Origin of the sequence: Actinomyces oricola (assembly GCF_004104015.1) — a bacterium.
GTDB classification, from domain to species: Bacteria; Actinomycetota; Actinomycetes; order Actinomycetales; family Actinomycetaceae; genus Actinomyces; species Actinomyces oricola.
In genome coordinates this window covers 1-26,957 of the sequence record NZ_RYFV01000006.1, presented here as the reverse complement: position 1 = coordinate 26,957, position 26,957 = coordinate 1, and the positions used below count along the sequence as shown (strand labels likewise).

The 26,957-nt window shown below is 68.5% G+C and carries 21 protein-coding genes and 1 tRNA gene; 15 read left to right on the top strand and 7 right to left on the bottom strand.

What is annotated here, in order from left to right; genetic code table 11:
• Window positions 1–39: 39 nt before the first annotated feature.
• Window positions 40–1,425 (bottom strand): TrkH family potassium uptake protein, encoded by a 1,386-nt coding sequence (locus EUC46_RS03895; protein WP_128772943.1) that lies wholly within the window; start codon window positions 1,423–1,425, stop codon window positions 40–42.
• 444 nt (window positions 1,426–1,869) lie between these two features.
• Between EUC46_RS03895 and EUC46_RS03890 the strand changes: the two genes are divergently transcribed.
• From EUC46_RS03890 to EUC46_RS03880, 3 genes are all read left to right on the top strand, one after another.
• Window positions 1,870–2,112: a helix-turn-helix domain-containing protein gene (locus EUC46_RS03890; protein ID WP_128772887.1), complete on the top strand. Its 243-nt coding sequence runs from the start codon at window positions 1,870–1,872 to the stop codon at window positions 2,110–2,112.
• A 160-nt stretch (window positions 2,113–2,272) separates the two neighbouring features.
• Window positions 2,273–2,371 (top strand): 30S ribosomal protein bS22, encoded by a 99-nt coding sequence (locus tag EUC46_RS03885; RefSeq protein ID WP_003792170.1) that lies wholly within the window; start codon window positions 2,273–2,275, stop codon window positions 2,369–2,371.
• Window positions 2,372–2,525: 154 nt separating this feature from the next.
• Entirely contained in the window at window positions 2,526–3,788 is a 1,263-nt protein-coding gene (locus EUC46_RS03880; RefSeq protein ID WP_128772886.1) for a UDP-N-acetylmuramate dehydrogenase, read from the top strand.
• A 24-nt stretch (window positions 3,789–3,812) separates the two neighbouring features.
• Here EUC46_RS03880 and EUC46_RS03875 read toward each other — a convergent pair whose 3' ends face one another.
• From EUC46_RS03875 to EUC46_RS13240, 3 genes are all read right to left on the bottom strand, one after another.
• Window positions 3,813–4,838 carry an adenosine deaminase gene (locus EUC46_RS03875; protein ID WP_128772885.1) on the bottom strand — a complete coding sequence of 342 codons (1,026 nt, stop codon included), beginning with the start codon at window positions 4,836–4,838 and terminating at the stop codon, window positions 3,813–3,815.
• 111 nt (window positions 4,839–4,949) lie between these two features.
• Window positions 4,950–5,681 (bottom strand): response regulator, encoded by a 732-nt coding sequence (locus EUC46_RS03870; RefSeq protein WP_128772884.1) that lies wholly within the window; start codon window positions 5,679–5,681, stop codon window positions 4,950–4,952.
• Entirely contained in the window at window positions 5,678–6,715 is a 1,038-nt protein-coding gene (locus tag EUC46_RS13240; RefSeq protein WP_128772883.1) for a sensor histidine kinase, read from the bottom strand. Before EUC46_RS13240 ends, EUC46_RS03870 begins: the two co-directional genes overlap by 4 nt.
• Window positions 6,716–7,111: 396 nt before the next feature.
• Between EUC46_RS13240 and EUC46_RS03860 the strand changes: the two genes are divergently transcribed.
• Both EUC46_RS03860 and EUC46_RS03855 read left to right on the top strand, forming a co-directional pair.
• A complete protein-coding gene (locus tag EUC46_RS03860; protein ID WP_128772882.1) occupies window positions 7,112–8,359 on the top strand; it encodes a phosphotransferase in 1,248 nt (415 codons plus the stop codon).
• 196 nt (window positions 8,360–8,555) lie between these two features.
• Window positions 8,556–10,001: an alanine/glycine:cation symporter family protein gene (locus EUC46_RS03855; protein WP_128772881.1), complete on the top strand. Its 1,446-nt coding sequence runs from the start codon at window positions 8,556–8,558 to the stop codon at window positions 9,999–10,001.
• A 245-nt stretch (window positions 10,002–10,246) separates the two neighbouring features.
• On the opposite strand, the gene EUC46_RS03850 is transcribed toward EUC46_RS03855, so the two are convergent.
• Together EUC46_RS03850 and EUC46_RS03845 are read right to left on the bottom strand one after the other, a co-directional pair.
• Window positions 10,247–11,470 carry a pyridoxal phosphate-dependent aminotransferase gene (locus EUC46_RS03850; protein ID WP_128772880.1) on the bottom strand — a complete coding sequence of 408 codons (1,224 nt, stop codon included), beginning with the start codon at window positions 11,468–11,470 and terminating at the stop codon, window positions 10,247–10,249.
• A gap of 206 nt (window positions 11,471–11,676) precedes the next feature.
• Window positions 11,677–12,642 carry a DUF4862 family protein gene (locus tag EUC46_RS03845; RefSeq protein ID WP_128772879.1) on the bottom strand — a complete coding sequence of 322 codons (966 nt, stop codon included), beginning with the start codon at window positions 12,640–12,642 and terminating at the stop codon, window positions 11,677–11,679.
• 359 nt (window positions 12,643–13,001) lie between these two features.
• Here EUC46_RS03845 and EUC46_RS03840 point away from each other — a divergent pair.
• From EUC46_RS03840 to rplA, 5 genes are all read left to right on the top strand, one after another.
• Window positions 13,002–13,074 (top strand) — tRNA-Trp (locus EUC46_RS03840).
• 99 nt (window positions 13,075–13,173) lie between these two features.
• Window positions 13,174–13,422, top strand: a complete 249-nt coding sequence (gene secE, locus EUC46_RS03835; RefSeq protein WP_128772878.1) for a preprotein translocase subunit SecE — start codon at window positions 13,174–13,176, stop codon at window positions 13,420–13,422.
• A gap of 78 nt (window positions 13,423–13,500) precedes the next feature.
• Complete coding sequence (nusG, locus tag EUC46_RS03830; protein ID WP_421701243.1) at window positions 13,501–14,187, top strand: transcription termination/antitermination protein NusG; 687 nt, start codon at window positions 13,501–13,503, stop codon at window positions 14,185–14,187.
• Between the two features lie 204 nt (window positions 14,188–14,391).
• The gene (rplK, locus tag EUC46_RS03825; protein ID WP_128772876.1) at window positions 14,392–14,823 is read left to right on the top strand and encodes a 50S ribosomal protein L11; all 432 of its coding nucleotides are present in this window, start codon (window positions 14,392–14,394) and stop codon (window positions 14,821–14,823) included.
• 153 nt (window positions 14,824–14,976) lie between these two features.
• Window positions 14,977–15,666, top strand: a complete 690-nt coding sequence (gene rplA, locus EUC46_RS03820) for a 50S ribosomal protein L1 (protein ID WP_128772875.1) — start codon at window positions 14,977–14,979, stop codon at window positions 15,664–15,666.
• Between the two features lie 149 nt (window positions 15,667–15,815).
• On the opposite strand, the gene EUC46_RS03815 is transcribed toward rplA, so the two are convergent.
• A complete protein-coding gene (locus EUC46_RS03815) occupies window positions 15,816–16,565 on the bottom strand; it encodes an A24 family peptidase (protein ID WP_128772874.1) in 750 nt (249 codons plus the stop codon).
• Window positions 16,566–16,933: 368 nt separating this feature from the next.
• Between EUC46_RS03815 and rplJ the strand changes: the two genes are divergently transcribed.
• From rplJ to EUC46_RS03785, 5 genes are all read left to right on the top strand, one after another.
• Complete coding sequence (gene rplJ, locus EUC46_RS03810) at window positions 16,934–17,455, top strand: 50S ribosomal protein L10 (protein WP_128772873.1); 522 nt, start codon at window positions 16,934–16,936, stop codon at window positions 17,453–17,455.
• Window positions 17,456–17,522: 67 nt separating this feature from the next.
• Window positions 17,523–17,909, top strand: coding sequence for a 50S ribosomal protein L7/L12 (rplL, locus tag EUC46_RS03805; RefSeq protein ID WP_128772872.1), 387 nt, complete (start codon window positions 17,523–17,525; stop codon window positions 17,907–17,909).
• 423 nt (window positions 17,910–18,332) lie between these two features.
• On the top strand, window positions 18,333–21,854 hold the full coding sequence (gene rpoB, locus EUC46_RS03800; protein ID WP_128772871.1) for a DNA-directed RNA polymerase subunit beta: 3,522 nt from the start codon (window positions 18,333–18,335) through the stop codon (window positions 21,852–21,854).
• 139 nt (window positions 21,855–21,993) lie between these two features.
• Window positions 21,994–25,959 carry a DNA-directed RNA polymerase subunit beta' gene (locus EUC46_RS03795; protein WP_128772870.1) on the top strand — a complete coding sequence of 1,322 codons (3,966 nt, stop codon included), beginning with the start codon at window positions 21,994–21,996 and terminating at the stop codon, window positions 25,957–25,959.
• 550 nt (window positions 25,960–26,509) lie between these two features.
• Window positions 26,510–26,957: winged helix-turn-helix domain-containing protein (locus EUC46_RS03785; RefSeq protein ID WP_206645884.1), on the top strand; the 448-nt coding region annotated here is incomplete at its 3' end.

Here is a 26,957-nt window from a genome sequence, read left to right as displayed (position 1 = left end):
AGGTAGAAGCGCCCCGGCCCCATGGGGGAGCGCATGGCCTTAACCGATCAGCGGGCGCTCCTCGGGCATGCGGATGACTCGACGCCGCTCGCGCATGGCCAGGGCCGAGGCGGCGGTCATGGTGCCCACCCGCCCCACGAACATGAGGGCGATAATGACGTATTTGGCGCTTGTGGGCAGAATCGGGGTAATGCCCGTGGACAGGCCCACCGTGGCGAAAGCCGAGATCACTTCGAAGAGAATCCGGTCCAAGGACAGATTGGTCATCTCCAGTAATAGCAGCGTGGCCACCCCGGTAATAGTGGCCCCGATGAAGGCCACCGCCACGCTCAGCCGCACAGTGGACAGGGTAATGCGCCGACCGAAGGCCTCAATGTCCTGGTCGCCGCGCGCCTCGGCGAGGATTGCCAGAACCAGCACGGCGAAGGTCGAGACTTTAATGCCGCCCGCGGTCGAGGCCGACCCGCCGCCGACGAACATGAGGGCGTCCTGGAGGAACCAGGTGGCCTCGTGCATGTGTTCTGGCGCGATTGTGGATAGGCCCGAGGAGCGGGCGTTGACTCCGTTAATCAGCGCGGTGAGGATCTTCCCCGACACGGGCAGTGCCCCGTAGGTGTTGGGGTTGGTCCACTCGAAGGCGGCGATCGTCAGGGAGGAGAGCACGGTCAGGAAGGTGTAGGTGGTCAGGGTGAGCTTGGTGTGCAGGGTCCACAGCCGTGGCCTGGAGCGGTTGCGCACGACGTCCAGGATGACGGGGAAGCCGACGGCGCCCACGAAGGTTCCCAGCACAATGGGCAGGCCCATCCACCAGTCGCTGGCGTAGGGCGCCAGCCCCTCGGGGAGGATGACGAACCCGGCGTTGTTGAAGATCGACAGCGCCATGAACACCCCATACCACAGGGCGTGCCAGAAATCGAGCCCGAGGGTGAGGAAACGCGGCAGGAGCACCATGGTGAGGACCGCCTCGACGCCCACGGCGGTGAAGATAACGGCGCGTAGGAGGGAGACGACGTCGCCCAGCCGTGACTGGTTCTCGCTGGCCGCCAGCATCCGCTGCGTGAGGCCGACGTGGCGGGACACCGCGAAGGACAGCAGGGAGGCCAGCGTCATAATGCCCAGCCCCCCTACGGCCGCCCCCAGGATAATGACGAACTGGCCGAAGGTCGACCAGTAGGTGGCGGTGTCCACCGTGGTCAGCCCGGTGACGCATACCGCTGCGGTAGCGGTGAACAGGGCGTCCACCAGGGGGGTCGGCTCGCCGTCGGCGGTGGACATGGGCAGGCTCAGCAGGAAGGTGACCACCGCAATAATGCCGGCGAAGATCACCACGGCCAGGCGCGCGGGGCTGAAGCGGGCGGCTCGTTCCAGCTTGGTGCGCACCCCCCAGTGCGCGAGCGCCCCGCGCAGCCCGGTAGGCTCAGCGATTGGGGGAGGGGACTGCTGTCGATTGTGCGATCGGGCGGCTCGCTCGGAGCGGCGCGCCCGCAATACCGTCAATACGGTGCGCACCGCTTCCAGGGGTGGAAGCGCGTACCGGCGCCGCGCCCGGCCGCTGGGGCGGGCAGGTGCGGGGCGCTGGGAGGAAGGCACAGAGACATTCTTGCTCGATCTTGCTCGATGGTGGGCTTCGCGGCGCCCGGCGGCGGTCGTTGTGCGTGCCCAGGACGCCGGCGGCGCGAATCGCCGAGGAACTGCGGCGCGAATCGCCGAGAAATGCGCGCGAAGCAACCTCTGTGACAGGTGGGTCACGAAGGGCCTGTGCGTTTGGTGTGGCAGGGGATATATTGGGCCTGTCCGCTCCCTGAGCGGACCGGTCGTGCCTGGCAGCAGGCGAGCCGTACCCATGACGACGACGGGACCTCATCACCCATGGCACCGGGCACCCCTACTCCGACCGGCGCGTCGAGCGCCCCCTCCTTCCTGACAGTGGCCGAGGTGGCCGCTATGTTGCGCGTATCCAAAATGACCGTGTATCGCATGGTTCACTCCGGTGACCTCCCGGCAATGCAGGTCGGGCGCTCCTTCAGGGTCCCCGCGCGGGCGGTGGACCAGTACCTCGCCGCCAGCCTTGGTGACTGGGGACACGAGGAGCGGGGAGCATCAGGGACCTGAGACCCGCTAGAATCGCCCGGTCACATGTGTGGCCAGCGTGGTCTGTCGCCAGCCCGGCCACTGCGAATTAACTCGATTCACTCGGTCACGGCGCCGACTCGTCGCCGGTTGACCGACAGGCGCGCGTGAGCGCCGGCAAGCAAGACTGCGAGGAGGTCCTATGGGATCTGTCATTAAGAAGCGCCGCAAGCGCATGGCCAAGAAGAAGCACCGCAAGCTTCTGCGCAAGACGCGTCACCAGCGCCGCAATAAGAAGTGACGCGTCTTTCAGCGTGACTCACGGGCCCCGCTCGCACACCGTGCGTGCGGGGCCTTGATGCCCGCCCGGCCCCTGCCCGCCCCAGTGCCGGTCCTGCACTGGAGTGCGGCAGGAGCAGCCCGCCACTGCCCCCGCCCGCCACCCAGGAGCACCCATGAGCGAGACCAACCGCTTTGGACTGCCGGCCCCCGAGCCGACCGACCAGACCGCCCAGTGCGCCACCGCCCTGTCCGTGGACGCCCCCGCGACCGACTGGCCGCCCGCCGTCCAGGCCCTGGCCCGGCCCCTGGGAGGGCCCGCTCCCTCCACGCTGGCCGAACTCACGACTTTGCGCGTGGGAGGGCCACTGGCCACCTACCTCGAAGCCGATTCCGAGGCCGAGATCATCGAGTCCGTTCGCCGGGCCGACGCCGAAGGAACCCCCGTCCTCATTGTGGGCGGCGGCTCGAACATTCTGGCCTCCGACGCCGGCTTCGACGGCCTGGTCATTCGCGACCGTCGCCAGCAGGTGACCCTGACCCGTGACGACGCCTGCGGGGGCGTGGACATTACGGCCACCGCCGGCACCACCTGGGACGACCTGGTGCGTCAGGCCATCGCCTCCCACTGGGGCGGTTTCGCTCCCCTATCGGGCATCCCCGGGACGGTTGGCGCCGCGCCGGTGCAGAACATTGGCGCCTACGGCACCGAGGTCGCCGAGCTGCTGGCCTCGGTGCGCGCCTGGGACCGCGCCCAGGGGCGCACCGTCCACCTGGCGCTGACCGAGCTGGGTCTGGCCTACCGCGACTCCAACCTCAAGCGCTCCCTGACCGACCCCGTCCACGGCCGCGGCCGCACCTGGGGCCCCACCGGCCGTTGGGTGGTGCTGTCGGTGTCCTTCACCGTCCGCCAGGCCTCCCTGTCGGCCCCCATCGCCTACAGCCAACTCGCCCGCACCCTGGGCGTCGAGCTCGGTGAGCGGGTCCCGGCCACCGATGTGCGCCAGGCGGTCCTGGAGCTGCGACGCTCCAAGGGCATGGTCCTGGACCATGCCGACCACGACACCTGGTCCGCCGGCTCCTTCTTCACCAACCCGATCCTGTCCACGCAGCAGGCCGCGTCCCTGCCCGAGGGCGCCCCCCGCTTCCCGGTCACCGACCACACGCGCGCGGTCGCCGGCACCCGGGCGGCCCCGACCGTGGAGGGCCGGGTCAAGACCAGCGCCGCCTGGCTCATTGACCACGCGGGATTCACCAAGGGGTTCGCCGTGGCCGAGGGCGCCCCGGCCTCTCTATCCACCCGGCACGTCCTGGCCCTGACCAATCGGGGCGGGGCCAGCGCCGCGGACCTGGTGGCCCTGCGCGAAGCGGTGGTGGCCGGGGTGCGCGAGCGCTTCGGGGTCACCCTGGTGCCCGAGCCGGTCGCCGTCGGCTTCTGAGCACTTTCTGAGCACTCACCGCGCTCACCCGGGGTCGGGCGCCGCCAGCCAGGAGTCGACCTCCGCCAGCCACCGCCGCTTGGAGGTCGGTGAGGCCAGGCTGGCCCGGATCGAACTGCGCGCCAGCTCGGCCAGGGCGCCATCGTCGAAGCCCAGGTCCCGGGCGATCCGGTACTGGTCGACCAGTCGGGACTGGAAGAGCAGAGGGTCATCAGCGCCCAGCGCCACCTGCGCGCCGTGGTCCGTGAGGCGCCGCAGGGGCACCTCGGCGGCCTCGCGGTAGACCCCCAGGCACACATTGGAGGCCGGGCACACCTCGAGGCTGATCCCGGCCCCCACAACCGCGTCGAGCAGAGCAGGGTCCTCACTGGTGCGCACCCCGTGGCCCAGGCGCGTGGGCCCCAGGGCCCCGACCACGTCGCGCACATGCTCGGGCCCCAGCAGCTCCCCGCCGTGGGGCAGGGAGGCCAGCCCGCCGCGCCGGGCGATGGCGAAGGCCCGCCCCCAGGAGCTGGTGCGCCCGGCGCGCTCATCATTGCTCAGCCCGAATCCCACCACCGTGCCCGGCTGGTCCCCGGCGTAGCGCACCGCCAGGCGCGCCAGGGTGCGGGCGTCCAGCGGGTGGCGCATGCGGGAGGCGGCAACAATGACGGCCACCTCCACCCCGGTGAGGATGGTGGCCTGGTCGGCGGCATCCAGAATGATCTCCAGAGCCGGAGTGATTCCGCCGACGAAGGGCGCATAGGAGGTGGGGTCCACCTGGATCTCCAGGCGGCGCGAGCCCTCGGCGGCGTCATCCATAGCGGCCTCCAGCACAATGCGCCGCATGGTCTCCTCGCTGGTCACCAGGTGGCGGGCGGTGTCGTAGGCGCGCTGGAAGCGGAACCAGCCCCGGTGGCCGGCGGGAACGTGAAGGGGGTCTCCGTCCAGGAAGGAGGCGGGCAGGCGGGTGCGCGCGGAAACGGAGAGCTCGGTGAGCGTGTCCAAGCGCATAGACCCCGTGAAGTGCAGATGAAGGTGCGCCTTGGGCAGGGCGGCGAGGTCGCGCATGGCCGGATTCTTCCACGCCCGCCCCGTCCGGCCCCGTCCGGTACCGGCGTCAGCCCCCCGTGGGCGCCGAATCCGTCGCCCGCTGCGGGACCGGCCGCTCCGTTGGGGGCCTCAGCCCCCCGTGGGCGCCGAACCCGCCTCAAGATCGAGCAGGCCGTGGCGCAGGGCCGCGGTGACGGCGGCGGTGCGCGAGTCCACGTCGAGCTTGCCGTAGATGCGCATGAGATGGGTCTTGACGGTGGCCTCAGTAATGTAAAGGGCCCCGCCTATCTCGGAGTTGGACAGGCCGCGCGCCACCGCCGCCAAGACCTCCTGCTCCCTGGGCGACAGCCGTGCGGGGGCGCCGCTGGATTTTCCGGCACGCCGCCCCGTGCCGGCCCCCGGCGCGGGGCGGCCACCGGAGCGGCCCCGCGCTGCGCCCACCAGACGGGTGGTCACGGTGGGGCTCAGCGTGCTCTGGCCGACGGCGGCGGTGCGGATGGCGGCCACGATCTCCTCCCGGGGCGCGTCCTTGAGCAGGTACCCAATGGCTCCCGCCTCGACGGCGCGCAGAATGTCGCCATCGGTGTCGTAGGTGGTCAGGACCACAATGTGCGGGGGTTGCGGCGCGGCCAGGAGCGCCTCGGTGGCCGCCACTCCGTCCATGACCGGCATGCGCAGATCCATGAGGACGACCTGCGGCGACAGGGCCGCGGCCAACTCGACCGCCTCGCGGCCGTTGGCGGCCTGGCCGACGACCTCCAGGCCCGCCTCACGGTCCAGCATGCCGACGATCCCCGAGCGCACCACTGGGTGGTCGTCGACGACGAGCAGGCGGACCGGGTCGGGTGACATTGTGCTCATAGCGGCATCCTCGCTTCTAGAACGGTCCCGGTGTGACCGCGCGCGTCCGGGGCATGGGCCGGGTCGACGGTCAGACTTCCCCCGGCGGCCTCGAGCCGGGAGCGCATGCCGGTCAGGCCGGTGCCCTCCTGGGCGCCGCCGGTGCCAGTGCCGTTGTCGGTAATGGTCACGACCAGCTCGCTCGTCCCCCCGGTGTCCTCGCTGCGCGCCTCAACCCGCACCGAATCGGCTCGGGCATGACGGCGCACGTTGGACAGGGCCTCCTGGACGGTGCGCAGGGCGGTGATCTCAATAATGGCGGGCAGGGGCCCGGGCAGCTCCAGTGACAGCACGGGGACAACACCCCCGTGCGCGGCCTCGGCGTCAGCGAGCCGGGTCAGGGCCTGCGCCAGATCGGTGCCCTGGAGGGCCGTGGGCCCCTCGCCGGCGACCAGGGCCCGCGCCTCGGCGAGGTTGTCCCGGGCGACGGTTTCGATCTGGCTCAGCCGCCGCCCCAGATCCTCCTCATCGCCCCGCTCCTGGGAGCCGGCGGCGGCCTGGGCCAGGGTAATGACCGAGACGAAGCCCTGCGCCAGGGTGTCATGGACTTCCCGGGCCCAGCGGCGCCGCTCGGCGTCGGCGCCGGCGCTGCGCTCGGCGGTGGCCAGCTCGGCCTGCGCCCGGGCCAGCGCCGCCAGGGCCTCCTCCTTAGCGGCCAGGGCCTCCACGGCATGGGCCCGCACCTCATGGAGCTGCCACATCCGCAGCCCCATGCTCAGGGAGAAGAGCGTGCTGACCAGGCCCGTGGACACGCCCTCCATGCCCGACGTGGCCGGGAAGGCGAGTGCGATCCCGGCACCGAAGAGAACAGTGGCCCCAATGCCGCCCAGCCGGGTGGCGTGCACCGACCAGAGCATGGGGAAGACGATGAAGAACCCCACGAAGGCGAAGATGTGGTGGTGCAGGAGGGCCAGGTTCGCACCGGCCAGGATCCAGGCGGCGACCTTCCAGGCCGGGGTCGGCGCGGGACCGATTCTCGGGTGTGAGCGTCTCACGGGCTCATCCTCTCGTAACGGCGTGCACGGCGCGCGCCGGTAACCCGACGTCTTCTCGGCGTCTCGGCGCGCCGGCCGCCGTCAGCTGCTGGCGCCGCCGGCGTTGTGCTCACGGCCCTGGTGTTCGCGGTGGGCCAACGGCCCACCTGCAGGGGATCGGACCATGCGGCGCCCATCGGCCGGTTGCTACCCGGGTGCCGGGGAATACTCGAACCTCGCGCCATAGCACGTGTTCGCCGGGCCGTGGCCGCGGCCCGAACCGGCCCGGCTGAAGCGCGGGCCGGGCACGGGCAGAACGGGTGAATAAGGGGTAATTAAGGGGTAATAAGGGGTCGGGGGGATCAATGGGTGGCGGGACTCGGTGCGAGCAGCGCCCTGACCAGGCAGACTGTGGCCATGAATCACGCGCCCGCGTCACGGGAGCCCGGCGAGGTCGCCCTTCTGACCGGACCCCGTGCTGCCTCCGTCCTGGCTGCCGCGCTTGCGCCCGCGGGGCAGCGCCTGGAGAGCTGGGAGGTTCACTCGGTCCACCACCGGCCCGGGGCGGGGGTATCCGTGGGCTATACGGCCGTGGTGGTGTCCATGAGCGGACGACGCTCCACGGAGTACCTGTGCGCCACGACGGCGCGCCTGTCCAACCCACAGGCCCCCGGGCTTACGCGGGTGGCCCCCACCGGCGGGGACGGGCCGCCGGTGTACGTGTGGCGCCACCCCGCCGACCCGGAGCTGCCGGCGCTGCCGGTGGCCTGCACGCCGTCGTTGCTCTCCAAGCGCCTGGGCATGCCGGTCAAGGCGACCATGGTCGCCTACCGGCCCACACGGCGCGCAGTGGTGCGCGTGACCCTGCCGGACTCCTCGACCGCCTATGCCAAGGTGCTGCGCCCTTCCCAGTCGGCCGCCTTCGCCCATCGGCACCGCATGCTCGCGGCGGCCGGGGTGCCGGCGCCCGAGGTGCTTCGAGAGGACGGTGACGGCCTGGTGCTCCTGTCGACCGGGCGGGGGGTGGCGCTGTCGGGACTATTGTCGCGGGGCATGGACGACGCCCAGGCGAAGCGGGTGTTCTCCGGGCTCGCCGGGCTGTTGGACTCCCTGCCCGCCTCCGCCGTGGATCTTCCCGCCCACCCGGCCTGGTCGGAGCGGGCCCGCCACTACGCGCATGCCGCTGCCACAGTCCTGCCGGAGCACGCCAGCCGCGCCCGGGCGGTGGCCACGGGTGTCGAGCAGCTCATGGCCGCCTCCAATGCCGGCCCCGTGGTGCCGGTCCACGGGGACTTCTACGAGGCCAATGTGCTCATGGACGGGGAGGCGGTGGCCTGCCTGTTGGACGTGGACTCGCTGGGGCCGGGGCGGCGCGTGGACGACCTGGCCTGCCTGCTGGGGCACGTCAGCGTTCTGGACCACCTGGCGCCCGCCTCCTACCCGCACTTGCGTCCGGTTCTGGACACCTGGACGGCCCTGGCCGACCGGCAGGTCGACTCAGTGGCGTTGCGGGCCCGCTGCGCCGGAGTGGTGCTCTCCTTAGTGGCCGGGGCGCGCCGGGAGGACGGCGGGCCGTGGCGGGCCGACGCCGAGGGGCGCCTGGCCCGGGCCGAGACCTGGCTGGCCCAGGGCCGCGAGCTCCAGGCGCGTCGCGGCGCCCACTAGGGCCGTGCCCACGGGTTCCCACTAGGGCCGTGCCCACGGGGGCCGGTGGCGCCCCCCGCCGACCTTCACCCGGATGTCCTGCGGCTGTCTGGCGGGGCCGTGCCGACTCGGTGAACGGATGTCACAACGCTGTCACATGGCCTGCGCCTAGCCTGCCCCACGAGCCTGGGACCCGACCCGGGCGGGAAGGCCACTTATGTATCCCACCTCCCTCATATCGACGTCCTTCGGCGATATTCTCGCCAAGATCGACGAATTCATCTGGGGCCCCTGGCTCCTCATCCCCCTGCTGCTGGGCACCGGCATTATCCTCACTGTGCGCTTGCGCGGCGTGCAGTTCCTCAAGCTCGGACCGGCTCTGCGCTTCGTCTTCTTCCAGCGCGACGGGGGCGGCGAGTCCGCCAGTGCCGAGGGGGATATCTCGCACTACCAGGCCCTGACCACCGCCTTGGCCGCAACTGTCGGCGTCGGCAACATTGTCGGTGTGGCCACGGCCATCCACCTCGGCGGCCCGGGCGCCCTGTTCTGGATGTGGGTGACCGCCCTGTTCGGCATGGCGTCGAAGTACTCCGAGGCCTTCCTGGCCGTGCGCTTCCGCACCACCGACGCCAAGGGCCAGCAGTCCGGCGGCCCCCAGTACTATCTCAAGCACGCCATTAAGGGCCGCTGGGGCGCCTTCTTGTCCGTCTTCTTCGCCATTGCCGCCGTCCTGGCCTCCTTCGGCATTGGCTCCATGACTCAGTCCAATGCGGTGGCCGCCCAGTTGGAGCACTCCTTCGGCTGGGACCCCGTGGTGGTCGGTATTGTCCTGGCCGTCGCCGTCGGCGCCGTCCTCCTGGGCGGCATTGAATCCATTGGCAAGGTGACCGCCGCCTTCGTGCCCATGATGATCGTCTTCTACGTCGGCGGCTGCATTTACATCCTGGCGGCCAACATTGCGGATATCCCTGCGGCGCTGTGGCTGGTCGTCTCCAACGCCTTCACCGGCTCCAGCGCCGTCGGCGGATTTCTGGGCTCTACTTTTATAATGGCGATCCAGTACGGAGTGGCCCGCGGCATCTTCTCCAACGAGTCCGGCATGGGCTCGGCCGCCATTGCCGCGGCAGCCGCCAAGACCCACCACCCGGCGCGCCAGGGCCTGGTCTCCATGACCCAGACCTTTATTGACACCATAATCGTGGTCACCTGCACCGGCCTGGTCATTCTGTCCACGGGCACCTGGCAGGAGGAGAACCCGGACGTCATGACCGGTAACGCCTTCAGCCACGGCCTGCCCGGGCAGTGGGGGCACTACATCGTGTCTGTGGCCATCGTATTCCTGGCCGGCTCCACCATTCTGGGATGGTCCTACTACGGTGAGCGCTGCGTAGAGCGCCTTATCGGCGTTCATGGCGTGCTGCCCTACCGCATCCTGTTCACGGTCGTGGTTTTCGTGGGCACAGTCACCAAGCTCAAGGACGTGTGGACCTTCGCAGACATTGCGAACGGCCTCATGGCCATCCCCAATCTCATTGGCCTGCTGGTGCTTTCGGGGCTCATCTCCCGGGAGACCAAGGCCTACCTGGAGCAGGACCCGCACCTGCGCCGCTCCGGCGAGGAGTTCTCGTCAGTGCCCCAGGAGGAGCTGCCGGCCGGCAGCTGACGGCGCTTCGGCCCCGAGTCACGGGCCACGAATCCTGGCGGCTGGACCCGCAGCGCAGCGGTGGGCCACCAGCCGCCAGGATCAGGCGGGATCAGTTCTGCCCGGGGATTCGCCCCTGGCCCGCCCGCCGGCGCGGGCCCGGACTCAAGCTCGTTAATCCAAGCCTCGGCTACGGCACCCTGGCTCGCCCGCCGGCGCGGGCCCGACGCGCCGGCGGGGCTATGACCGAGTGTTGTTGTGTGCTGTTACTGGACCTCGGCCAGGAGCCCTTGAATGCGGCCCACGCCCTCGGCCAGGTCCTCGTCGCCCAGCGCGTAGGACAGGCGCACGAAGCCGGAGGGGCCGAAGGCCTCCCCGGGGACGACTGCCACCTCGGCGTGCTCCAGGATGAGGGCCGCCAGGGTGGCCGAGGAGTCGATCACGGTGCCGCGCAGACTGCGCCCCAGGAGCCCTTCAATGCTGGGGTAGGCGTAGAAGGCGCCCAGCGGTGTGGGGACGTTCAGCCCTTCAATCTCGCGGAGCATGGAGACCATGGTGCGCCGGCGCCGGTCGAAGGCCTCGCGCATGCGCTCCACCGCGCTCAAGTCCCCGCTGACGGCGGCGAGGGCGGCGCGCTGGGCGACGTTGCAGACGTTCGAGGTCAGGTGCGACTGGAAGTTGGTGGCCGCCTTCACGACGTCGGTGGGGGCGATCATCCAGCCCACGCGCCAGCCGGTCATGGCGTAGGTCTTGGCCACACCATTGAGAACAATGGCGGTGTCCGCCAGCCCGGGGACCAGGCCGACAATGTGGCTTGCCGCGGCGCCGTCGTAGGTCAGGTGCTCGTAGATCTCATCGGTGATGACCCACACGCCGTGCTCCAGGGCCCACTGGCCGATGGCCGCGGTCTCCTCGGCGGTGTAGACCGTGCCGGTGGGGTTGGACGGTGAGCAGAACAGGAGGGCCTTGGTGCGGGGGGTGCGGGCGGCCTCAAGCTGCTCAACGGTGACCTTGTAGTCGGCCCCGGCCCCGGCGAAGACCTCGACGGCGACGCCGCCGGCCAGGGCAATGGCCTCGGGGTAGGTGGTCCAGTAGGGCGCCGGCAGGAGGACTTCGTCGCCGGGGTCGACAATGGCGGCGAAGGCCTGGAAGACGGCCTGCTTGCCCCCGTTGGTCACCACAATGTCCTCGGGGCTGACCTCATAGCCGGAGTCCCGCCGTGTCTTGGCGGCGAGAGCCTGGCGCAGGGCCGGCAGTCCCTTGGCGGGGGAGTACTTGTGGTTGGCGGGATCCTTGGCGGCGGCGACGGCGGCCTCGACAATGTAGTCGGGGGTGGGGAAGTCGGGCTCGCCGGCACCGAAGCCAATGACGGGCCGCCCTGCGGCCTTGAGCGCCTTGGCCTTGGCGTCGACGGCAAGAGTGGCGGACGGGGCGATGGCGGCGAGACGGGCTGAGACTCGGCTCTTGGGTGCAGTACTCACGGCGCCCATGGTCCCACGGACGGCCGTGTCATGCGTGTTACATCTCGCCACCGGGCCGGCCCCGTCACCTCGCCGCCGGCCCTGTCACCGCCGAGCCCGTGACGCCCAGCGCCACCGGGCCGGTTCGGGGCGGCCTCGGGGGCCCTTCACGCCTCCTCACGCCTCCTCACGGTGGATGCGCGTCGGAGGGCGCCCCGCTGGGTGCCCCGCTCGGCTCAGGCGAGGACGCCAGTCGCCTCCAGAATGTGGGCCAGTATAGTCGCCCGCTCGCTGAGGGAGGCCTCGGCCGGCACCTGGCACTTGGCGCCCAGGTACGCCGCCGGTGCGCCGTCAACCTTGGTGCTCTTGGGCTCCAGGGCCGCTTCGGAGCAGGCGCGCACGCGCTCGGCCGACATCACCGAAGCGGGCTCATCAACGTCCAGAGGCAGGTGGCCATCCATCCAGGCCTTGGCGTAGCGGGTGTCGGCGGGCCCCGCACCGGAGAAGATGACCCCCTCCAGCGCCTCGGCGCCGCGAGCCAGGTGAATGTGCTGCAAGGGCGCGTCGGCGTCGCGGGCCTCCAGGGCGCTGCGCCCCCAGTTCAGGCTCACGCGCACCTGGGGACGGTTCAGCGCCCGCACCACATCGAGTTCCTCCTCCAGGTCGAGCAGGCGCTTCTCGCCCAGTTCGGGGGCCACGTAGGCGTCGCAGTGCTCGACCAGGATCGTTGCACCGCCCCAGTCCCAGTTGACCAGCTCGGCCAGGGACTCCCCGAAGGCCTCAGCGTCATGGTCAACGCCCGGGGCCCCCGAGGGCGCGGAGTGCAGCTCAACGGCGGCCACGACGTCCGCGCCGGCGGCCTCGCGCAGGGATTCAATGCCGTCGCGCACGCCTCGAGTGAAGTCGAGAGCCGCGCGGCGCCCGTCGGCGTTGGTGGAGGCCAGGCCGAAAACACCGGTTTCCCGGACCCGCGTCATGGTGCCGGGGATGGTGGTGACCACATTGCGGTCCCAGTGCGGGGCCAGGCGCGCCACCAGCCAGTCGATCCCGTACTCGCCGCCCAGATCGCTGCGGTAGGGCAGCTCGAGCCCGCGCACGTTCGGCAGTTCGGCCAGAAGGCGGTAGTAGTCCTCCTGCTCCTCGCGGGTGTCGGGCAGGGACGCGTAGGCGCCCAGGACTGCATAAGCGGCGTTGGTGGACATGCGCTCTCCTCTCCCTAAGAAAAAAGCGGCACCAGGCCGTGCGGAGCACTCCCGCCCCTGGGGCGGAGGGCCGGCTCGCCTCCTCGAGCCGCTCTATGATGGGGAAAGCGCACCGTACGTATCTGATGCCAGACCCAGCACATGGTAGCGCGCATCCTCATCGCACGCCCGTTGAGGCATGGGCGGGAGGCGGGGCGCCCCAGCGCCAATAGATGAGGGCTATGGGTATGGCTGATTGGGAGGGTTCGCTTGGTTCACTTGGTCCAATGGCGGGGCTGTGGTGGCCGTTGGTGTGGGACAACCCACCGTTCGAGATTTCCGCAACTGGCCCGTCCTGTGGCAGGATGGGACACCGCTGAAGGGCAGTGGCGCAATTGGTAGCGCACCGGTCTCCAAAACCGGCGGTTGTGGGTTCGAGTCCCGCCTGCCCTGCTGAGAACGGCGGATCTGCCGGGAAGATCCCGTCGGCTCCGTCCTCCCGCCCCGACTCAAGGGCGCTGACCGAACCGACGAACCCCGAGGATCCAGAGCATGAGCGCAAGCGCCGCCAAGGGCAAGCAGACCAAGAGACGTGGCTTCTTCGGTCGTATTGCCCAGTTCTTCCGTGAGGTTGTTCAAGAACTGCGCAAGGTCGTCTGGCCCACCAGGAATGAGATGTCGACCTTCTTCGTGGTGGTGGTCGTCTTCATTATTGTGATCATGGCCTTCACGGGCGTGCTCGACTTCGTCTTCGACCGCCTCATCATGTGGGTCCTGGGGTCCGCCCCCAAAACCTCCTAACCGTCCTTACCATCCTTGAAGCCTCTCGAAAGCAGGTGCATCGTGTCCGAGGAGAACATCGAGGAGACCGTCGCCAGCGTGCCCGCTGAGCCCGCCGAGGTCGAGGCCGCCATCGACCCCATTGAGGACTTCCGCAAGCACATGTCCACACTGCCCGGCGAGTGGTACGTCCTGCACACCTACTCCGGCTACGAGCGCCGGGTGGCCGCGGACATTATGGCCCGCGCCGAGAACTTCGAGGTGCAGGACTATGTCTTCGACGCCGTCGTCCCCATGGAGACGGTGATCGAGATTAAGAACGGCAACAAGAAGAAGGAGGTCTCCCGCGTCCGTCTGCCCGGCTACGTGTTCGTGCGCATGGACCTGGACGACCCGGAGACCTCCGACCGCGTGTGGCGCACTATTAAAGACACTCCCGCCGTCACCGGCTTCGTGGGCGACCGCTACAACCCCGTCTCCCTGCCCTTCGAGGAGGCCGTCTCCCAGCTCGGCCCCACCCCCGAGGAGATCGCCGCCAAGCAGGCGGCCGCCAAGCAGGCCACCCTCGAGGCCGGTTCGGGCACGCAGGTCACCGCCGGCGGCCAAGTCTTCGAGGTCGCCTTCGAGGCCGGCGAGTCCGTTATTGTCACCGAGGGGCCCTTCGAGTCCCTGCCCGCCACCATTTCCGAAATCCATCCCGAGACGCAGAAGCTCCAGGTGCTCATTTCGCTATTCGGCCGCGATACCCCCGCGGAGCTCTCTTTCTCCCAGGTCGCCAAGATCTGACCCATTGCCGCGCCCGCCATCGGCCCCGTACCCGCGGGGTACGACGGCGGGCGTCGCGTCTCACAGGGCCGTCCCCTGTGATCCCGCGCACCGGGCGCTCTGAGGTCTTCTCCAGGGGCTACGATGTGCGTTTGTGCGTGCTCATTGCATTCACGTGTCGTACGGCAGGCGTGCGACGCATCCGGACAAGAAGGACCCATACACATGGCCCCCAAGAAGAAGGTCGCCGGGCTGATTAAGCTCCAGATCCAGGCCGGCGCCGCCAACCCCGCCCCGCCGATCGGCCCCGCGCTCGGTCAGCACGGCGTCAACATCATGGAGTTCTGCAAGGCGTACAACGCGGCGACCGAGTCGCAGCGCGGCAATGTCATCCCCGTAGAGATCACCGTCTACGAGGACCGCTCCTTCACCTTCGTCACCAAGACGCCCCCGGCCGCCGAGCTGATTAAGAAGGCCGCCGGCGTGGCCAAGGGCTCCGCGACCCCGCACTCAGTCAAGGTCGCCACCCTGTCCGCCGCCCAGGTCCGTGAGATCGCCGAGACCAAGATGGCCGATCTCAACGCCAACGACGTCGAGGCCGCCTCCAAGATTATTGCCGGCACCGCCCGCTCCATGGGCATTACCGTCGAGGCCTGACCCCGGCCGTGGGCCGCGAGCCCGCACCCTGATGAACCCCGATGACCGGGGCCTCCGCTGCGAGGAGGACGGGCCGGTCGGGAACGTAAGACAAATCAAAACTGTGGAAGGGCCTCGCGCGGCCCGTTCACCACAACTGCCAAGGAGAAGCAGATGACCAAGCGCAGTAAGGCCTACCGCGCCGCCGCCGAGAAGATCCAGTCCGGGATCCTCTACGCCCCGGCCGAGGCCGTGAAGCTGGCCAAGGCCACGAACGTCATGAAGATCGACTCCACCGTGGAGGTCGCCCTGCGTCTGGGCGTGGATCCCCGCAAGGCCGATCAGATGGTGCGTGGCACCGTGTCCCTGCCGCACGGTACTGGCAAGATCGCCCGCGTCATTGTCTTCGCCCAGGGTGAGAGGGCCCAGCAGGCCCTGGCCGCGGGCGCTGACGAGGTCGGTAGCGACGAGCTCATTGAGAAGGTCTCCAAGGGTTACACCGACTTCGACGCGGCCGTGGCCACCCCGGACCTCATGGGCAAGGTCGGCCGCCTGGGCCGTGTGCTCGGCCCCCGTGGCCTCATGCCCAACCCCAAGACCGGCACCGTGACCATGGACGTGGCCAAGGCCGTCACTGACATTAAGGGCGGCCGCATTGAGTTCCGTGTGGATCGCGCCGGCAACCTGAACTTCATTATTGGCAAGACCTCCTTCACCGAGGAGCAGCTGGAGGAGAACTTCCAGACCGCCCTGGAGGAGATTCAGCGGCTCAAGCCGTCCACCGCCAAGGGGCGCTACATTCTCAGGGCCACCATGGCCACCACCATGGGCCCCGGCGTCCCCATGGATATCGCCAAGCTCTGAGCCGCGCCAGGTGCTGCGCCCGATCCGGGCCCACAGTCGTGGGCGGGCCGTGTCACGCCCCCATTGCTCCTGCGGGAGCACCCGACCGGTCCGCCCACATCGACGACGGCGCCCCTCACCGGGGAGGTGAGGGGCGCCGTCGTCATCCTTCAGGCCCTGAGGCCCCCCGCCCAGGTCAACCACGCCCCCAGCGTTAAGGCCGGGCCCAGGGGGATTAAGGTCCGCAAATTGGCCCGTCCCAATATTATGAGGGCCAGTGAGGGCAGACCGGCCAGGACCAGCCCCAGGAACAGGCCCACGAAGGGCGCCTGCCAGGAGATCGTCGTGAGCCACAGTGAGGTGATCACCGCCAATTTGGCGTCCCCCAGGCCCAGACCCGCCCGGACCAGCACCAGCGCCAGCATAATGGTCCCAATGACGGCCGCGGGCCACAGCAGCCCCCCAACGGCCTTCAACCATTCCATGAGCTCCTCCCCGGTCGAGTGGGGGACGCTGCCCCCGCCCAGGGAGTTGACCAGGCCTCTGACGACCCAGGTCTGAAAGAGGCTGAATGCGGCGCACAATGTGCCCCACGCCGCCGCCCCGGCGAGCAGAACATTGGGCAGGCGATGGCAGACCAAATCCGTTAAGCAGGCGGGCACCAGGAAGACCACCAGTCCCAGGACCAGGGCCGAGGGCGACGACCCGGTATGAAATACGCTGACGACCACCGTGGCCAGGCCGAAGACAATGGTGAAGAGCAGAGCCGTTCTGAATGTGAGTGGCCAATGCCGAATCCGGGGGACCTCCTCAGGTAGCGACGCCACGTACTCCCGCGCCCAGTAGACGGCGCTCAACGCGACCAGCACCCAGACAACGAAGCCTGTGATGAGGAGCGGGCTGGGTTGCAAGGTCTCCATGGGCAACACTGTGGCAGAGGGGGCGAGCCTGGGCCAGGACGCGCCGACCCGCCGGCGGCTCCCGGCAGCGGCCCGCCCGGCCGGCATTCGATGCTGGGGCGCGGCCGCCGGCGGCGGCGAGCTGCCCTGACGTGACCGATTGCACCATTGCGGTTGAGCGGCGTGCCTTGTGAGAGGCGCGCCGCCTGCGTAGCCTGGCTGCTGCCAAAGACCGCAGGTTTCCCGCGTCAGCGGGACCAAGTCCGCATGAGCGGGGCCCGCGCAGGTGAAACGAGACCGTTCCGGGTCGCCCCCGGTTTGCGAGCCCCGTGCCACCGGCGCGGGGCTCTTTCCCATGGGCCCTGCGGCAGACCACGGAAGGAGGGCCCATGGCACGGCCTGACAAGGAGGCAGCGGTTGCCGACCTCGCGAACAAACTTCGCGAGTCCGACGCCGTCCTGCTGACTGAGTACCGGGGCATGAGCGTCGCCCAGCTCAAGGAGCTGCGCCGTTCCCTCGTCGGCAATGCCGAGTACGCCGTGGTGAAGAACACGCTTGCCGCGATTGCTGCCCGCCAGGTCGGGCTCGACGCCCTCGTGGAGGACCTCAAGGGCCCCTCGGCCCTGACCTTCGTCACCGGCGAGCCGGTTGAGGCCGCCAAGGCGCTGCGTGACTTCGCCAAGGACAATAAGCAGCTGGTCATTAAGGGCGGTGTCATGGACGGCGAGCTGCTGTCCGCCGAGGCCGTCGACAAGCTCGCTTCTCTGGAGTCCCGTGAGGTGCTCCTCGCCAAGGCCGCCGGCGCCATGAAGGCGTCACTGGCCAAGGCCGCGCACCTCTTCGCCGCACCGGCCTCCAAGGCCGTGCGCACCGTCGACGCCCTGCGCGAGAAGCAGGAGACCGCGGCCTGAGGCCGCCCGCGTCATCCACCATCCCTGCCGCGCAGGAACCACGTAAAACCAGGAAGGAACGCCCATTATGGCGAAGCTGACCACCGACGAGCTCATTGAGGCCTTCAAGGAGCTCACCCTCATCGAGCTGTCCGAGTTCGTCAAGGTCTTCGAGGAGACCTTCGACGTCACCGCCGCTGCTCCGGCCGCCGTCGCCGTTGCCGCCGCCCCCGGCGCCGGCGCCCCCGCCGAGGAGGAGGAGAAGGACGAGTTCGACGTCGTCCTGGAGTCCGTCGGCGACAAGAAGATCCAGGTCATTAAGGAGGTGCGCGCCCTGACCTCCCTCGGCCTGAAGGAGGCCAAGGCCGTCGTCGACTCCGCCCCCAAGGCCGTCCTGGAGGGCGTCAACAAGGAGGCCGCCGAGAAGGCCAAGGCCCAGCTCGAGGGCGTCGGCGCCACCGTCACCCTCAAGTGAGCCCGGCCCCGGAGACCGGGGGCGCGCCCGCCGCGCGACCCGCGAGGGGACCGCATGACGTGCTGAGCATTGCTGAGCATTGCTGAGCATTCCGGCCCCGTCCACCTGTGGTGGGCGGGGCCGGGTCGTGTCGGCGCGGCGCAGCAGTGGGCGGTGGCGGGGCGCGGCGGGCCGTAGCCGCAGCACAGCAGCCGGCATGGCGGGGCGCGGCGGGCGGGCGAAAGCGGCCAATCGGGGCAGTATGCGCGGCTGTGGCGGGAATCGCAAGGACGAATGCCTCCTCATCGTGGATCCAGTCATGGCGGGCGTGTACGCTAGCGCTTTGCGTCCAATGTGTGTACTGGGCTGGGTGACGTGGTCTGTCGGTCGGTCGGTTGCGCGAAGGACGCAGAGTGATCCCCGATCTGAGGGAAGGATCCCCTTTTGGCTGCCTCGCGCACCTCTGCACCCACTGCTGCTGACATCGCCGCGCGCACCGCGTCGCGACGGATCAATTTCGCGAAGATCGCCGAGCCCATGCAGGCTCCCAACCTTCTCGCCCTCCAGACCGAGAGCTTCGACTGGCTGGTCGGCAACGAGAAGTGGCGTGAGCGCGTTAACGCCGCTAATGCGGTCCGCCCCGGCTCCCTGCCTGAGACCTCCGGCCTGGAGGAGATCTTCGACGAGATCTCCCCAATCGAGGACTTCGCCGAGACCATGGCGCTGTCCTTCCACGATCACCGCTTCGAGGAGCCGAAGTACACGGCCGAGGAATGTCAGGAGAAGGACTTGACCTACTCCGCACCACTGTACGTGGTGGCGGACTTCGAGAACTTCCAGACCGGTGAGATCAAGTCCCAGACCGTCTTCATGGGGGACTTCCCCCTCATGACCGAGCGGGGCACCTTTATCGTCAACGGTTCTGAGCGCGTTGTGGTCTCTCAGCTCGTGCGCTCCCCGGGCGTGTATTTCGAGCGCACCACCGAGAAGGCCACGGACAAGTACGTCTACAACGTCAAGTTCATCCCCTCGCGCGGCGCTTGGCTGGAGTTCGAGGTGGACAAGGCCGACCGCGTGGCGGTGCGCGTGGACCGCAAGCGCAAGCAGGACATCACCGTCTTCCTGCTGGCCCTGGGCATGGATGAGGCCGAGATCCGCAAGGAGTTCGCCGACTACCCGGCCCTGACCTCCGCCCTGGACGAGGACCGCAAGGTCACCACCCAGGATGAGGCCCTCCTGGACATCTACAAGAAGATTCGCCCCGGCGAGCCGCCCAGCGTCGAGGCCGGCCGCACCCTGCTGGAGAACTTCTACTTCAACGCCAAGCGCTACGACCTGGCCAAGGTCGGCCGCTACAAGATCAATAAGAAGCTGGGCCTGGCCGGCGACCTGACCGAGTCGGTGCTGCGCATTGAGGACGTTGTCGCGGCTATTAAGTACCTGCTGGCCCTCCACGCCGGCAAGGAGACCGTCGAGGGGATCCGCAATGGCGAGATCACCGACATCCCCGTGGAGTACGACGACATTGACCACCTGGGCAACCGTCGTATCCGCGCCGTCGGCGAGCTCATCCAGTCCCAGGTGCGCACGGGCATGAGCCGCATGGAGCGTCAGGTGCGCGAGCGCATGACCACCCAGGACGTGGAGGCCATCACCCCCAACACCCTGATCAATATCCGGCCCGTCACCGCCGCGATCAAGGAGTTCTTCGGAACCTCCCAGCTGTCCCAGTTCATGGGCCAGAACAACCCGCTGGCCGGCCTGACTCACAAGCGCCGCCTGAGCGCCCTGGGCCCCGGCGGCCTGTCGCGCGAGCGCGCCTCCATGGAGGTGCGCGACGTCCACACCTCCCACTACGGGCGCATGTGCCCCATTGAGTCCCCCGAGGGCCCCAACATCGGTCTCATCGGCTCCTTGGCCACTTTCGGGCGCATTAACCCCTTCGGTTTTGTGGAGACCCCCTACCGTGTCGTCATCGACGGCCAGGTCACCGACGAAACCCACTATCTGACCGCCGATGACGAGGACCGCCACGTCATTGCCCAGGCCAACGTCACCCTCACCCCTGACGGCCACTTCGCCGAGGACCACGTCCTGTGCCGCGTCACCGGGGGCGAGCCGGCGCTGGTGCCCTCCAGCCAGGTGGACCTCATGGACGTCTCCCCGCGCCAGATGGTCTCGGTGGGCACCTCGCTCATCCCCTTCCTGGAGCACGACGACGCCAACCGCGCCCTCATGGGCGCCAATATGCAGCGCCAGGCGGTGCCGCTCATTCGCCCCGACGCCCCCCTGGTGGGCACGGGCATGGAGCGGCGCACCGCCGTGGACGCCGGCGACGTGCTGGTGGCGGCCAAGGCCGGCGTGGTCACCGAGGTCTGCGCGGACTTCGTGCGCGTGGCGGCCGACGACGGCACCGAAACCGTCTACAAGGTCGCCAAGTTCCGCCGCTCCAACCAGGGCAACTGCTACAACCAGCGGGTCGTGGCCACCGAGGGCGAGCGCGTGGAGGTCGGCAGCGTCCTGGCCGACGGCCCGGCCACCGCCGAGGGCGACCTGGCCCTGGGGCAGAACCTGCTGGTCGCCTTCATGACCTGGGAGGGCCTGAACTACGAGGACGCCATTATTGTCTCCCAGCGCGTGGTGGCCGAGGACGTCCTGACCTCCATCCATATTGAGGAGCACGAGGTCGACGCCCGCGACACCAAGCTGGGCGCCGAGGAGATCACCCGGGACATCCCCAACGTCTCCGAGGAGACCCTGGCCAACCTCGACGAGCGCGGCATTATCCGCATTGGCGCCGAAGTCCGCAGCGGCGACATTCTGGTGGGCAAGGTCACTCCCAAGGGGGAGACCGAGTTGACCAGTGAGGAGCGCCTCCTGCGCGCCATCTTCGGGGAGAAGGCCCGCGAGGTGCGCGACACCTCCCTGCGGGTGCCCCACGGCGAGTACGGCATTGTCACCGGCGTGCGCGAGTTCGACGCCGCCAGCGAGGACGCCGAGCTGCCCGCCGGTGTCAACCGCATGGTGCGCGTTTACATCGCCCAGCGCCGCAAGATCACCGTGGGGGACAAGCTCTCCGGCCGCCACGGCAATAAGGGCGTCATCTCCAAGATCCTGCCCGTGGAGGACATGCCCTTCCTGGCCGACGGAACCCCCGTGGACGTCATCCTCAACCCGCTGGGCGTGCCCAGCCGCATGAACGTCGGCCAGGTGCTCGAGCTGCACCTGGGCTGGGTCGCCTCCCGCGGCTGGGACGCCACTGGGGCGCGCGAGGCCGGCGAGGAATGGGCGCTGCGCCTGCCCGACAACGGTGTGAGCGCCGAGCCCCGCACCCCGGTGGCCACCCCGGTGTTCGACGGCGTGCGCGACGACGAGCTCATGGGCCTGCTGGATTCCACGCTGCCCAACCCCGAGGGCCTGGAGCTGGTTCAGCCCAATGGCAAGGCGCGCCTTTTCGACGGCCGCTCCGGCGAGCCCTTCCCGTACCCCATTTCCGTGGGCTACATGTACATCCTCAAACTCCACCACCTGGTGGATGACAAGATCCACGCCCGCTCCACCGGCCCCTACTCCATGATCACCCAGCAGCCGCTGGGCGGTAAGGCGCAGTTCGGCGGTCAGCGCTTCGGCGAGATGGAGGTGTGGGCCATGGAGGCCTATGGCGCCGCCCACGCCCTCCAGGAGCTCCTTACCGTGAAGTCCGATGACGTCAACGGCCGTGTCAAGGTCTATGAGGCCATTGTCAAGGGCGAGGACATTCCCGAGCCCGGCATTCCCGAGTCCTTCAAGGTGCTCATGAAGGAGATGCAGTCGCTGTGCCTGAACGTCGAGGCTCTTGACGCCGAGGGCGGGACTATTGCCCTGGACGACACCGACGACGACTCCCGCCGCGCCTCCGAGGAGCTCGGCTTCAACCTGGGCCGTCGCCCAGGGGGTGCCATGGCCGCCACGGTCGACGAGATCTGATCCACGGGCCCCTGGTCGAGGGGCGGGCACTGCGTCCGCCCCTCCCGGACGGGCCCACCAGGCACCGTCGTCGTCGTGGAACCGCGATGACGGGCCCGCCAGACAAGACACATGAGCTGACACATCGGAAGTAGGAACTGTGCTCGACGCCAATGTCTTCGATCGCATCCAGCTCGGCCTGGCCACCGCCGAGGACATCAAGTCCTGGTCGCACGGCGAGGTCAAGAAGCCGGAGACCATTAACTACCGCACGCTCAAGCCGGAGAAGGACGGCTTGTTCTGCGAGAAGATCTTCGGCCCCACCCGCGACTGGGAGTGCGCCTGCGGCAAGTACAAGCGCGTGCGCTACAAGGGCATTGTCTGCGAGCGCTGCGGGGTGGAGGTCACCCGCTCCAAGGTCCGCCGTGAGCGCATGGCCCACATTAAGCTGGCCGCACCGGTCACCCACATCTGGTATTTCAAGGGCGTGCCCTCGCGCCTGGGCTATCTGCTGAACCTGGCCCCCAAGGACCTGGAGAAGGTCATCTACTTCGCCGCCTACATGGTCACCCAGGTCGATGAGGCGGCCCGCCACGACGACCTGCCCTCCCTGCGCGCCGAGCTGGAGGTGAAGAAGAAGCACGTTGAAGAGGCCGGTCTGGCGGACATTGAGGCCCGTCAGCGCCGCATGGAGGAGGACATTGCCCAGCTCCAGGCCGAGGGCGCCGAGGCCTCCCAGATGGAGAAGGTTCGCAAGACCGCCGAGCGGGAGATGGGCGCCCTGCGCCGCAAGAACACCCGCACCTTGGAGCACATGGACAAGGTGTGGGACCGTTTCGTGTCCCTCAAGGTCGGTGACCTGGAGGGCGATGAAGTTCTTTACCGCGACATGGTGACCGACTACGGCATCTACTTCTCCGGGGCCATGGGCGCTGAGGCCATTCAGGCCCGCCTGCGCTCCTTTGATCTGGACGCCGAGGCCAACTCCCTGTCCGAGATCGTCGCCAGCGGCGCCGGCCAGCGCAAGACCCGCGCCATTAAGCGCTTGAAGGTCATTAACGCCTTCCGCCTGACCGGCACCGCCCCTGAGGCCATGGTTCTGGACAATATTCCGGTGATCCCCCCGGACCTGCGCCCCATGGTCCAGCTCGATGGCGGCCGCTTCGCCACCTCCGACCTCAACGACCTTTACCGCCGCGTCATTAACCGCAATAACCGCCTCAAGCGGCTCATGGACTTGGGCGCCCCGACGATCATCGTCAACAACGAGAAGCGCATGCTCCAAGACGCCGTCGACGCCCTGTTCGACAACGGCCGCCGCGGTCGTCCGGTCACCGGTGTGGGCAACCGCCCGCTGAAGTCCCTGTCCGACATGCTCAAGGGCAAGCAGGGGCGCTTCCGGCAGAACCTGCTGGGTAAGCGCGTGGACTACTCGGGCCGTTCAGTCATTGTGGTGGGCCCCCAGCTCAAGTTGCACCAGTGCGGCCTGCCCAGCCAGATGGCCCTGGAGCTGTTCAAGCCCTTCGTCATGAAGCGCCTCGTGGAGCTCAAGGAGGCCCAGAACGTCAAGGCCGCCAAGCGCATGGTGGAGCGGGCCAATCCCAAGGTCTGGGACGTCCTGGCCGAGGTTATTCGCGAGCACCCGGTGCTGCTCAACCGCGCCCCCACCCTGCATCGCCTGGGTATTCAGGCCTTCGAGCCCCAGCTCATTGAGGGCAAGGCCATTCAGCTCCACCCGCTGGTGTGCGGCGCCTTCAACGCCGACTTCGACGGCGACCAGATGGCCGTCCACCTGCCCCTGGGCGCTGAGGCGCAGGCCGAGGCCCGCATTCTCATGCTCTCAAGCAATAACATCCTCAAGCCCTCCGACGGGCGCCCGGTGACCATGCCCAGTCAGGACATGATCATTGGCACCTACTACCTCACCAGCGAGCCGGATCCGGCGGTCGCAGTTGAGGTCGATGCCCAGGGCAATCCGGTGGTGCCCTCCTTCTCCTCCTTCGCCGAGGCCGTCATGGCCTACGACTTCGGGCAGCTGCATCCCAATGCGACCTGCGACATCCGCTTCGAGGAGGGCATTGTGCCCCCCGAGGACTGGACGGCCCCTGAGGGATGGGGCCAGGGGGACCCGATTACTCTGCGCACCTCGCTGGGGCGGGCCCTGTTCAATACGGCGCTGCCCGAGGCCTTCCCCTACATCAACTACGTGGTGGACAAGAAGGCCCTGGGCAATATTGTCAATATGCTCGCCGAGTCCTTCCCGCGCGTGGAAGTGGCCGCCTCCCTGGACGCTCTGAAGGCCAATGGGTTCTACTGGTCGACCTGGTCGGGGATTACCGTCGCCTTCGACGACGTCGTCTCCCCGGCGTCCAAGCCGGAGATCCTGGCCCGCTATGAGGCCGAGGCCGCCGAGATCGAGGAGCAGTTCGACCTGGGCGCCCTGACCGAGGAGGACCGCTACACCTCGCTGATCGACATTTGGACTAAGGCCACCGCCGAGGTCGCTCAGGCGATGCGCGAGAACTTCCCGGCCCGCAACACCGTCTACCAGATGGTGGTCTCCGGGGCACGGGGCAACTGGGACCAGATCCGCCAGCTCGCCGGCATGCGCGGCTTGGTGGCCGACCCCAAGCAGCGCCTCATTGAGCGCCCGATCAAGTCCAACTACCGCGAGGGCCTGAGCGTCCTGGAGTACTTCATCGCCACCCACGGCGCCCGCAAGGGCCTGGCGGACACGGCCCTGCGCACCGCCGACTCCGGGTACCTGACCCGCCGCCTGGTGGACGTCTCCCAGGACGTCATTGTCCGTGAGGAGGACTGCGGCACCCGTAAGGGCCTGACCAAGCCCATCTTCTCCTGGGAGGACACCGAGGCGGGGCGCGTCAAGGAGCCCAGTGAGATCCTCGGCACCACGGTCTTCGGCACCACATTGGCCCGCGACGCCATTGACGCCGAGGGCAATGTGGTTGTGGCCGCCGGCACCGACCTGGGTGACGAGGAGATCCAGGCGGCCATTGACGCGGGCATTGAGCAGATCACAGTGCGCTCGGTGCTGACCTGCGACTCCGCCGTGGGCACTTGCGCCGCCTGCTACGGCCGTTCTCTGGCCACCGGCAAGCGCGTGGACATTGGTGAGGCCGTGGGCATTATCGCCGCCCAGTCCATTGGTGAGCCGGGCACCCAGTTGACCATGCGCACCTTCCACACCGGTGGCGCCGCCGGCGCCGCCGACATCACTCAGGGTCTTCCCCGCGTCCAGGAGCTCTTCGAGGCCCGCACCCCCAAGGGTGAGGCGGCCGTCGCCGAGGCGGCCGGCACCTTCAAGATCGAGGACGACGCCGACGGCAAGCGCCTGATCATTACCCGCGACGACGGCGAGGAAGACCTCATTGTCCCGGTCTCGCGCCGCCAGCGGCTGCTGGTGGTCGACGGCGAGCACGTCGAGCCCGGCCAGGCGCTCACCGAGGGGCCGATCGACCCCAAGAAGGTGCTGCGCCTGCGCTCGGTGGGCGCCACTCAGCGCCACCTGGTCGATGAGGTGCAAGAGGTCTACCGTTCCCAGGGCGTGGACATCCACTCCAAGCACATTGAGGTGATCGTGCGCCAGATGCTGCGCCGCGTGACCGTGCTGGATCCGGGGGACACCACCCTGCTTCAGGGGGACCTGGTGGACGTCATGCACTACCGCGAGGAGAACCGCCGCGTTATGGCCGAGGGCGGCAAGACGGCGTCGGGCCGTACCGAGCTCATGGGCATTACCAAGGCCTCGCTGGCCACGGACTCCTGGCTGAGCGCCGCCTCCTTCCAGGAGACCACGCGCGTGCTCACCGAGGCCGCCATGAACGGCAAGTCGGACCCGCTGCTGGGCCTGAAGGAGAACGTCATCCTGGGTAAGCTCATCCCCGCCGGCACGGGCCTGGCCCGCTACTCCGACATTGAGGTTGAGCCCACCGAGGAGGTCAAGGCCGAGGTCTTCTCCCGCACCGGCTTCACCGAGGACATGTTCGGCGTGGGTGAGGCCGTGGCCTTGGACGACTACTCCTTCGCCGGCGACTTCAGGGCTGATTTCTCCGACGACTTCCGCACCGGATTCAACAGCCCCAATACGGAGGACTTCCAGTTCTAGGCGGGCCCGCTAGCCGCACCGCCTCGTCCTCACCGCCTCCATCTGCGCCCTTGGTGGGGGGGGGCCGCCCCGCACAGGGGGGGGGGCCCCACCCCGGGGGGGGGGGGGGGTGTGGGCGGGGGGGGGCGCGGCGGGGGGGGCGGGGGGGGCGGCGCGGGCCCCGGGGCGGGGGCGGGCCGCGGCGCCATGGTCTCAGGACTGGTCCTGGCCCGGGTCTCAGAAGTGGTCCCCGTGGCCCGGGGCCGGGGTCCGTCTTATGCTCGTTTTGTCTTCGCCGGGCGCCGAAACGGCGTTTTGAATCGGTTTATGCTGGTTCAGCAGAGCATTGGCGCCGGGTCCTCAAGGAGGGGACGGGGCAGGAAATATACCGTCGGCGAAGGCGATTTGGGCGGGAACCTGTCCCGCGGGAATAGACGTTCTCGCGTCCGGACCGGTGTGGAATGGAGGGGTTAGAAACCCGGCCTCCCCAGCCGTGGCCGAAATGAAACAAAACCGTATTCCAGTGCGTTCTTAGGTGGAGATTAGTGTGGGTGCGGTATAGAATGGGTGCATGCGGGTTGATGTGACACGGGAAGAACGCGATGTCCTTTTGAGGTGGAAGAAGCGCAACGACACGCTGATTCTGGTCAGATTGAAAGCCGAAGCGATCCTCTACGCGTCCCGCGGCGTTAATACGGACATCATCGCTGAAATGGTCGACAGATGCGAGAAAACGGTGAAGGAATGGTTCTCGGAGTGGCGGCGCACCAGGTTACATTCGGTGGTGACCGGTCATGCCGGCAATCAGAACGCCGCGAAACTCACCCGCACCCAAAAAGAACAGCTCAAGGAAGTGCTAAGTCTGCCACCATCCGAATCCGGCATCAGAGCTGACTTCTGGGACGTGCCCGCCCTACGCGATGTGGTGAAGGCGAGGTTCGGTGTGGAGTACGAGTCCGACTCCTCCTACCAGTTGCTCCTGCGCTTCGTCGGCATGAGCTTCAAGCTGCCCGACCCCT

Bases quoted from the DNA above. Each gene is read 5' to 3' on its own strand.
- EUC46_RS03890 (WP_128772887.1), top strand. From the start codon at position 1,870: ATGGCACCGGGCACCCCTACTCCGACCGGCGCGTCGAGCGCCCCCTCC.
- EUC46_RS03885 (WP_003792170.1), top strand. From the start codon at position 2,273: ATGGGATCTGTCATTAAGAAGCGCCGCAAGCGCATGGCCAAGAAGAAG.
- EUC46_RS03880 (WP_128772886.1), top strand. From the start codon at position 2,526: ATGAGCGAGACCAACCGCTTTGGACTGCCGGCCCCCGAGCCGACCGAC.
- EUC46_RS03875 (WP_128772885.1), bottom strand. From the start codon at position 4,838: ATGCGCGACCTCGCCGCCCTGCCCAAGGCGCACCTTCATCTGCACTTC.
- EUC46_RS03870 (WP_128772884.1), bottom strand. From the start codon at position 5,681: ATGAGCACAATGTCACCCGACCCGGTCCGCCTGCTCGTCGTCGACGAC.
- EUC46_RS03860 (WP_128772882.1), top strand. From the start codon at position 7,112: ATGAATCACGCGCCCGCGTCACGGGAGCCCGGCGAGGTCGCCCTTCTG.
- EUC46_RS03855 (WP_128772881.1), top strand. From the start codon at position 8,556: ATGTATCCCACCTCCCTCATATCGACGTCCTTCGGCGATATTCTCGCC.
- EUC46_RS03850 (WP_128772880.1), bottom strand. From the start codon at position 11,470: ATGGGCGCCGTGAGTACTGCACCCAAGAGCCGAGTCTCAGCCCGTCTC.
- EUC46_RS03845 (WP_128772879.1), bottom strand. From the start codon at position 12,642: ATGTCCACCAACGCCGCTTATGCAGTCCTGGGCGCCTACGCGTCCCTG.
- secE (WP_128772878.1), top strand. From the start codon at position 13,174: ATGAGCGCAAGCGCCGCCAAGGGCAAGCAGACCAAGAGACGTGGCTTC.
- rplK (WP_128772876.1), top strand. From the start codon at position 14,392: ATGGCCCCCAAGAAGAAGGTCGCCGGGCTGATTAAGCTCCAGATCCAG.
- rplA (WP_128772875.1), top strand. From the start codon at position 14,977: ATGACCAAGCGCAGTAAGGCCTACCGCGCCGCCGCCGAGAAGATCCAG.
- EUC46_RS03815 (WP_128772874.1), bottom strand. From the start codon at position 16,565: ATGGAGACCTTGCAACCCAGCCCGCTCCTCATCACAGGCTTCGTTGTC.
- rplJ (WP_128772873.1), top strand. From the start codon at position 16,934: ATGGCACGGCCTGACAAGGAGGCAGCGGTTGCCGACCTCGCGAACAAA.
- rplL (WP_128772872.1), top strand. From the start codon at position 17,523: ATGGCGAAGCTGACCACCGACGAGCTCATTGAGGCCTTCAAGGAGCTC.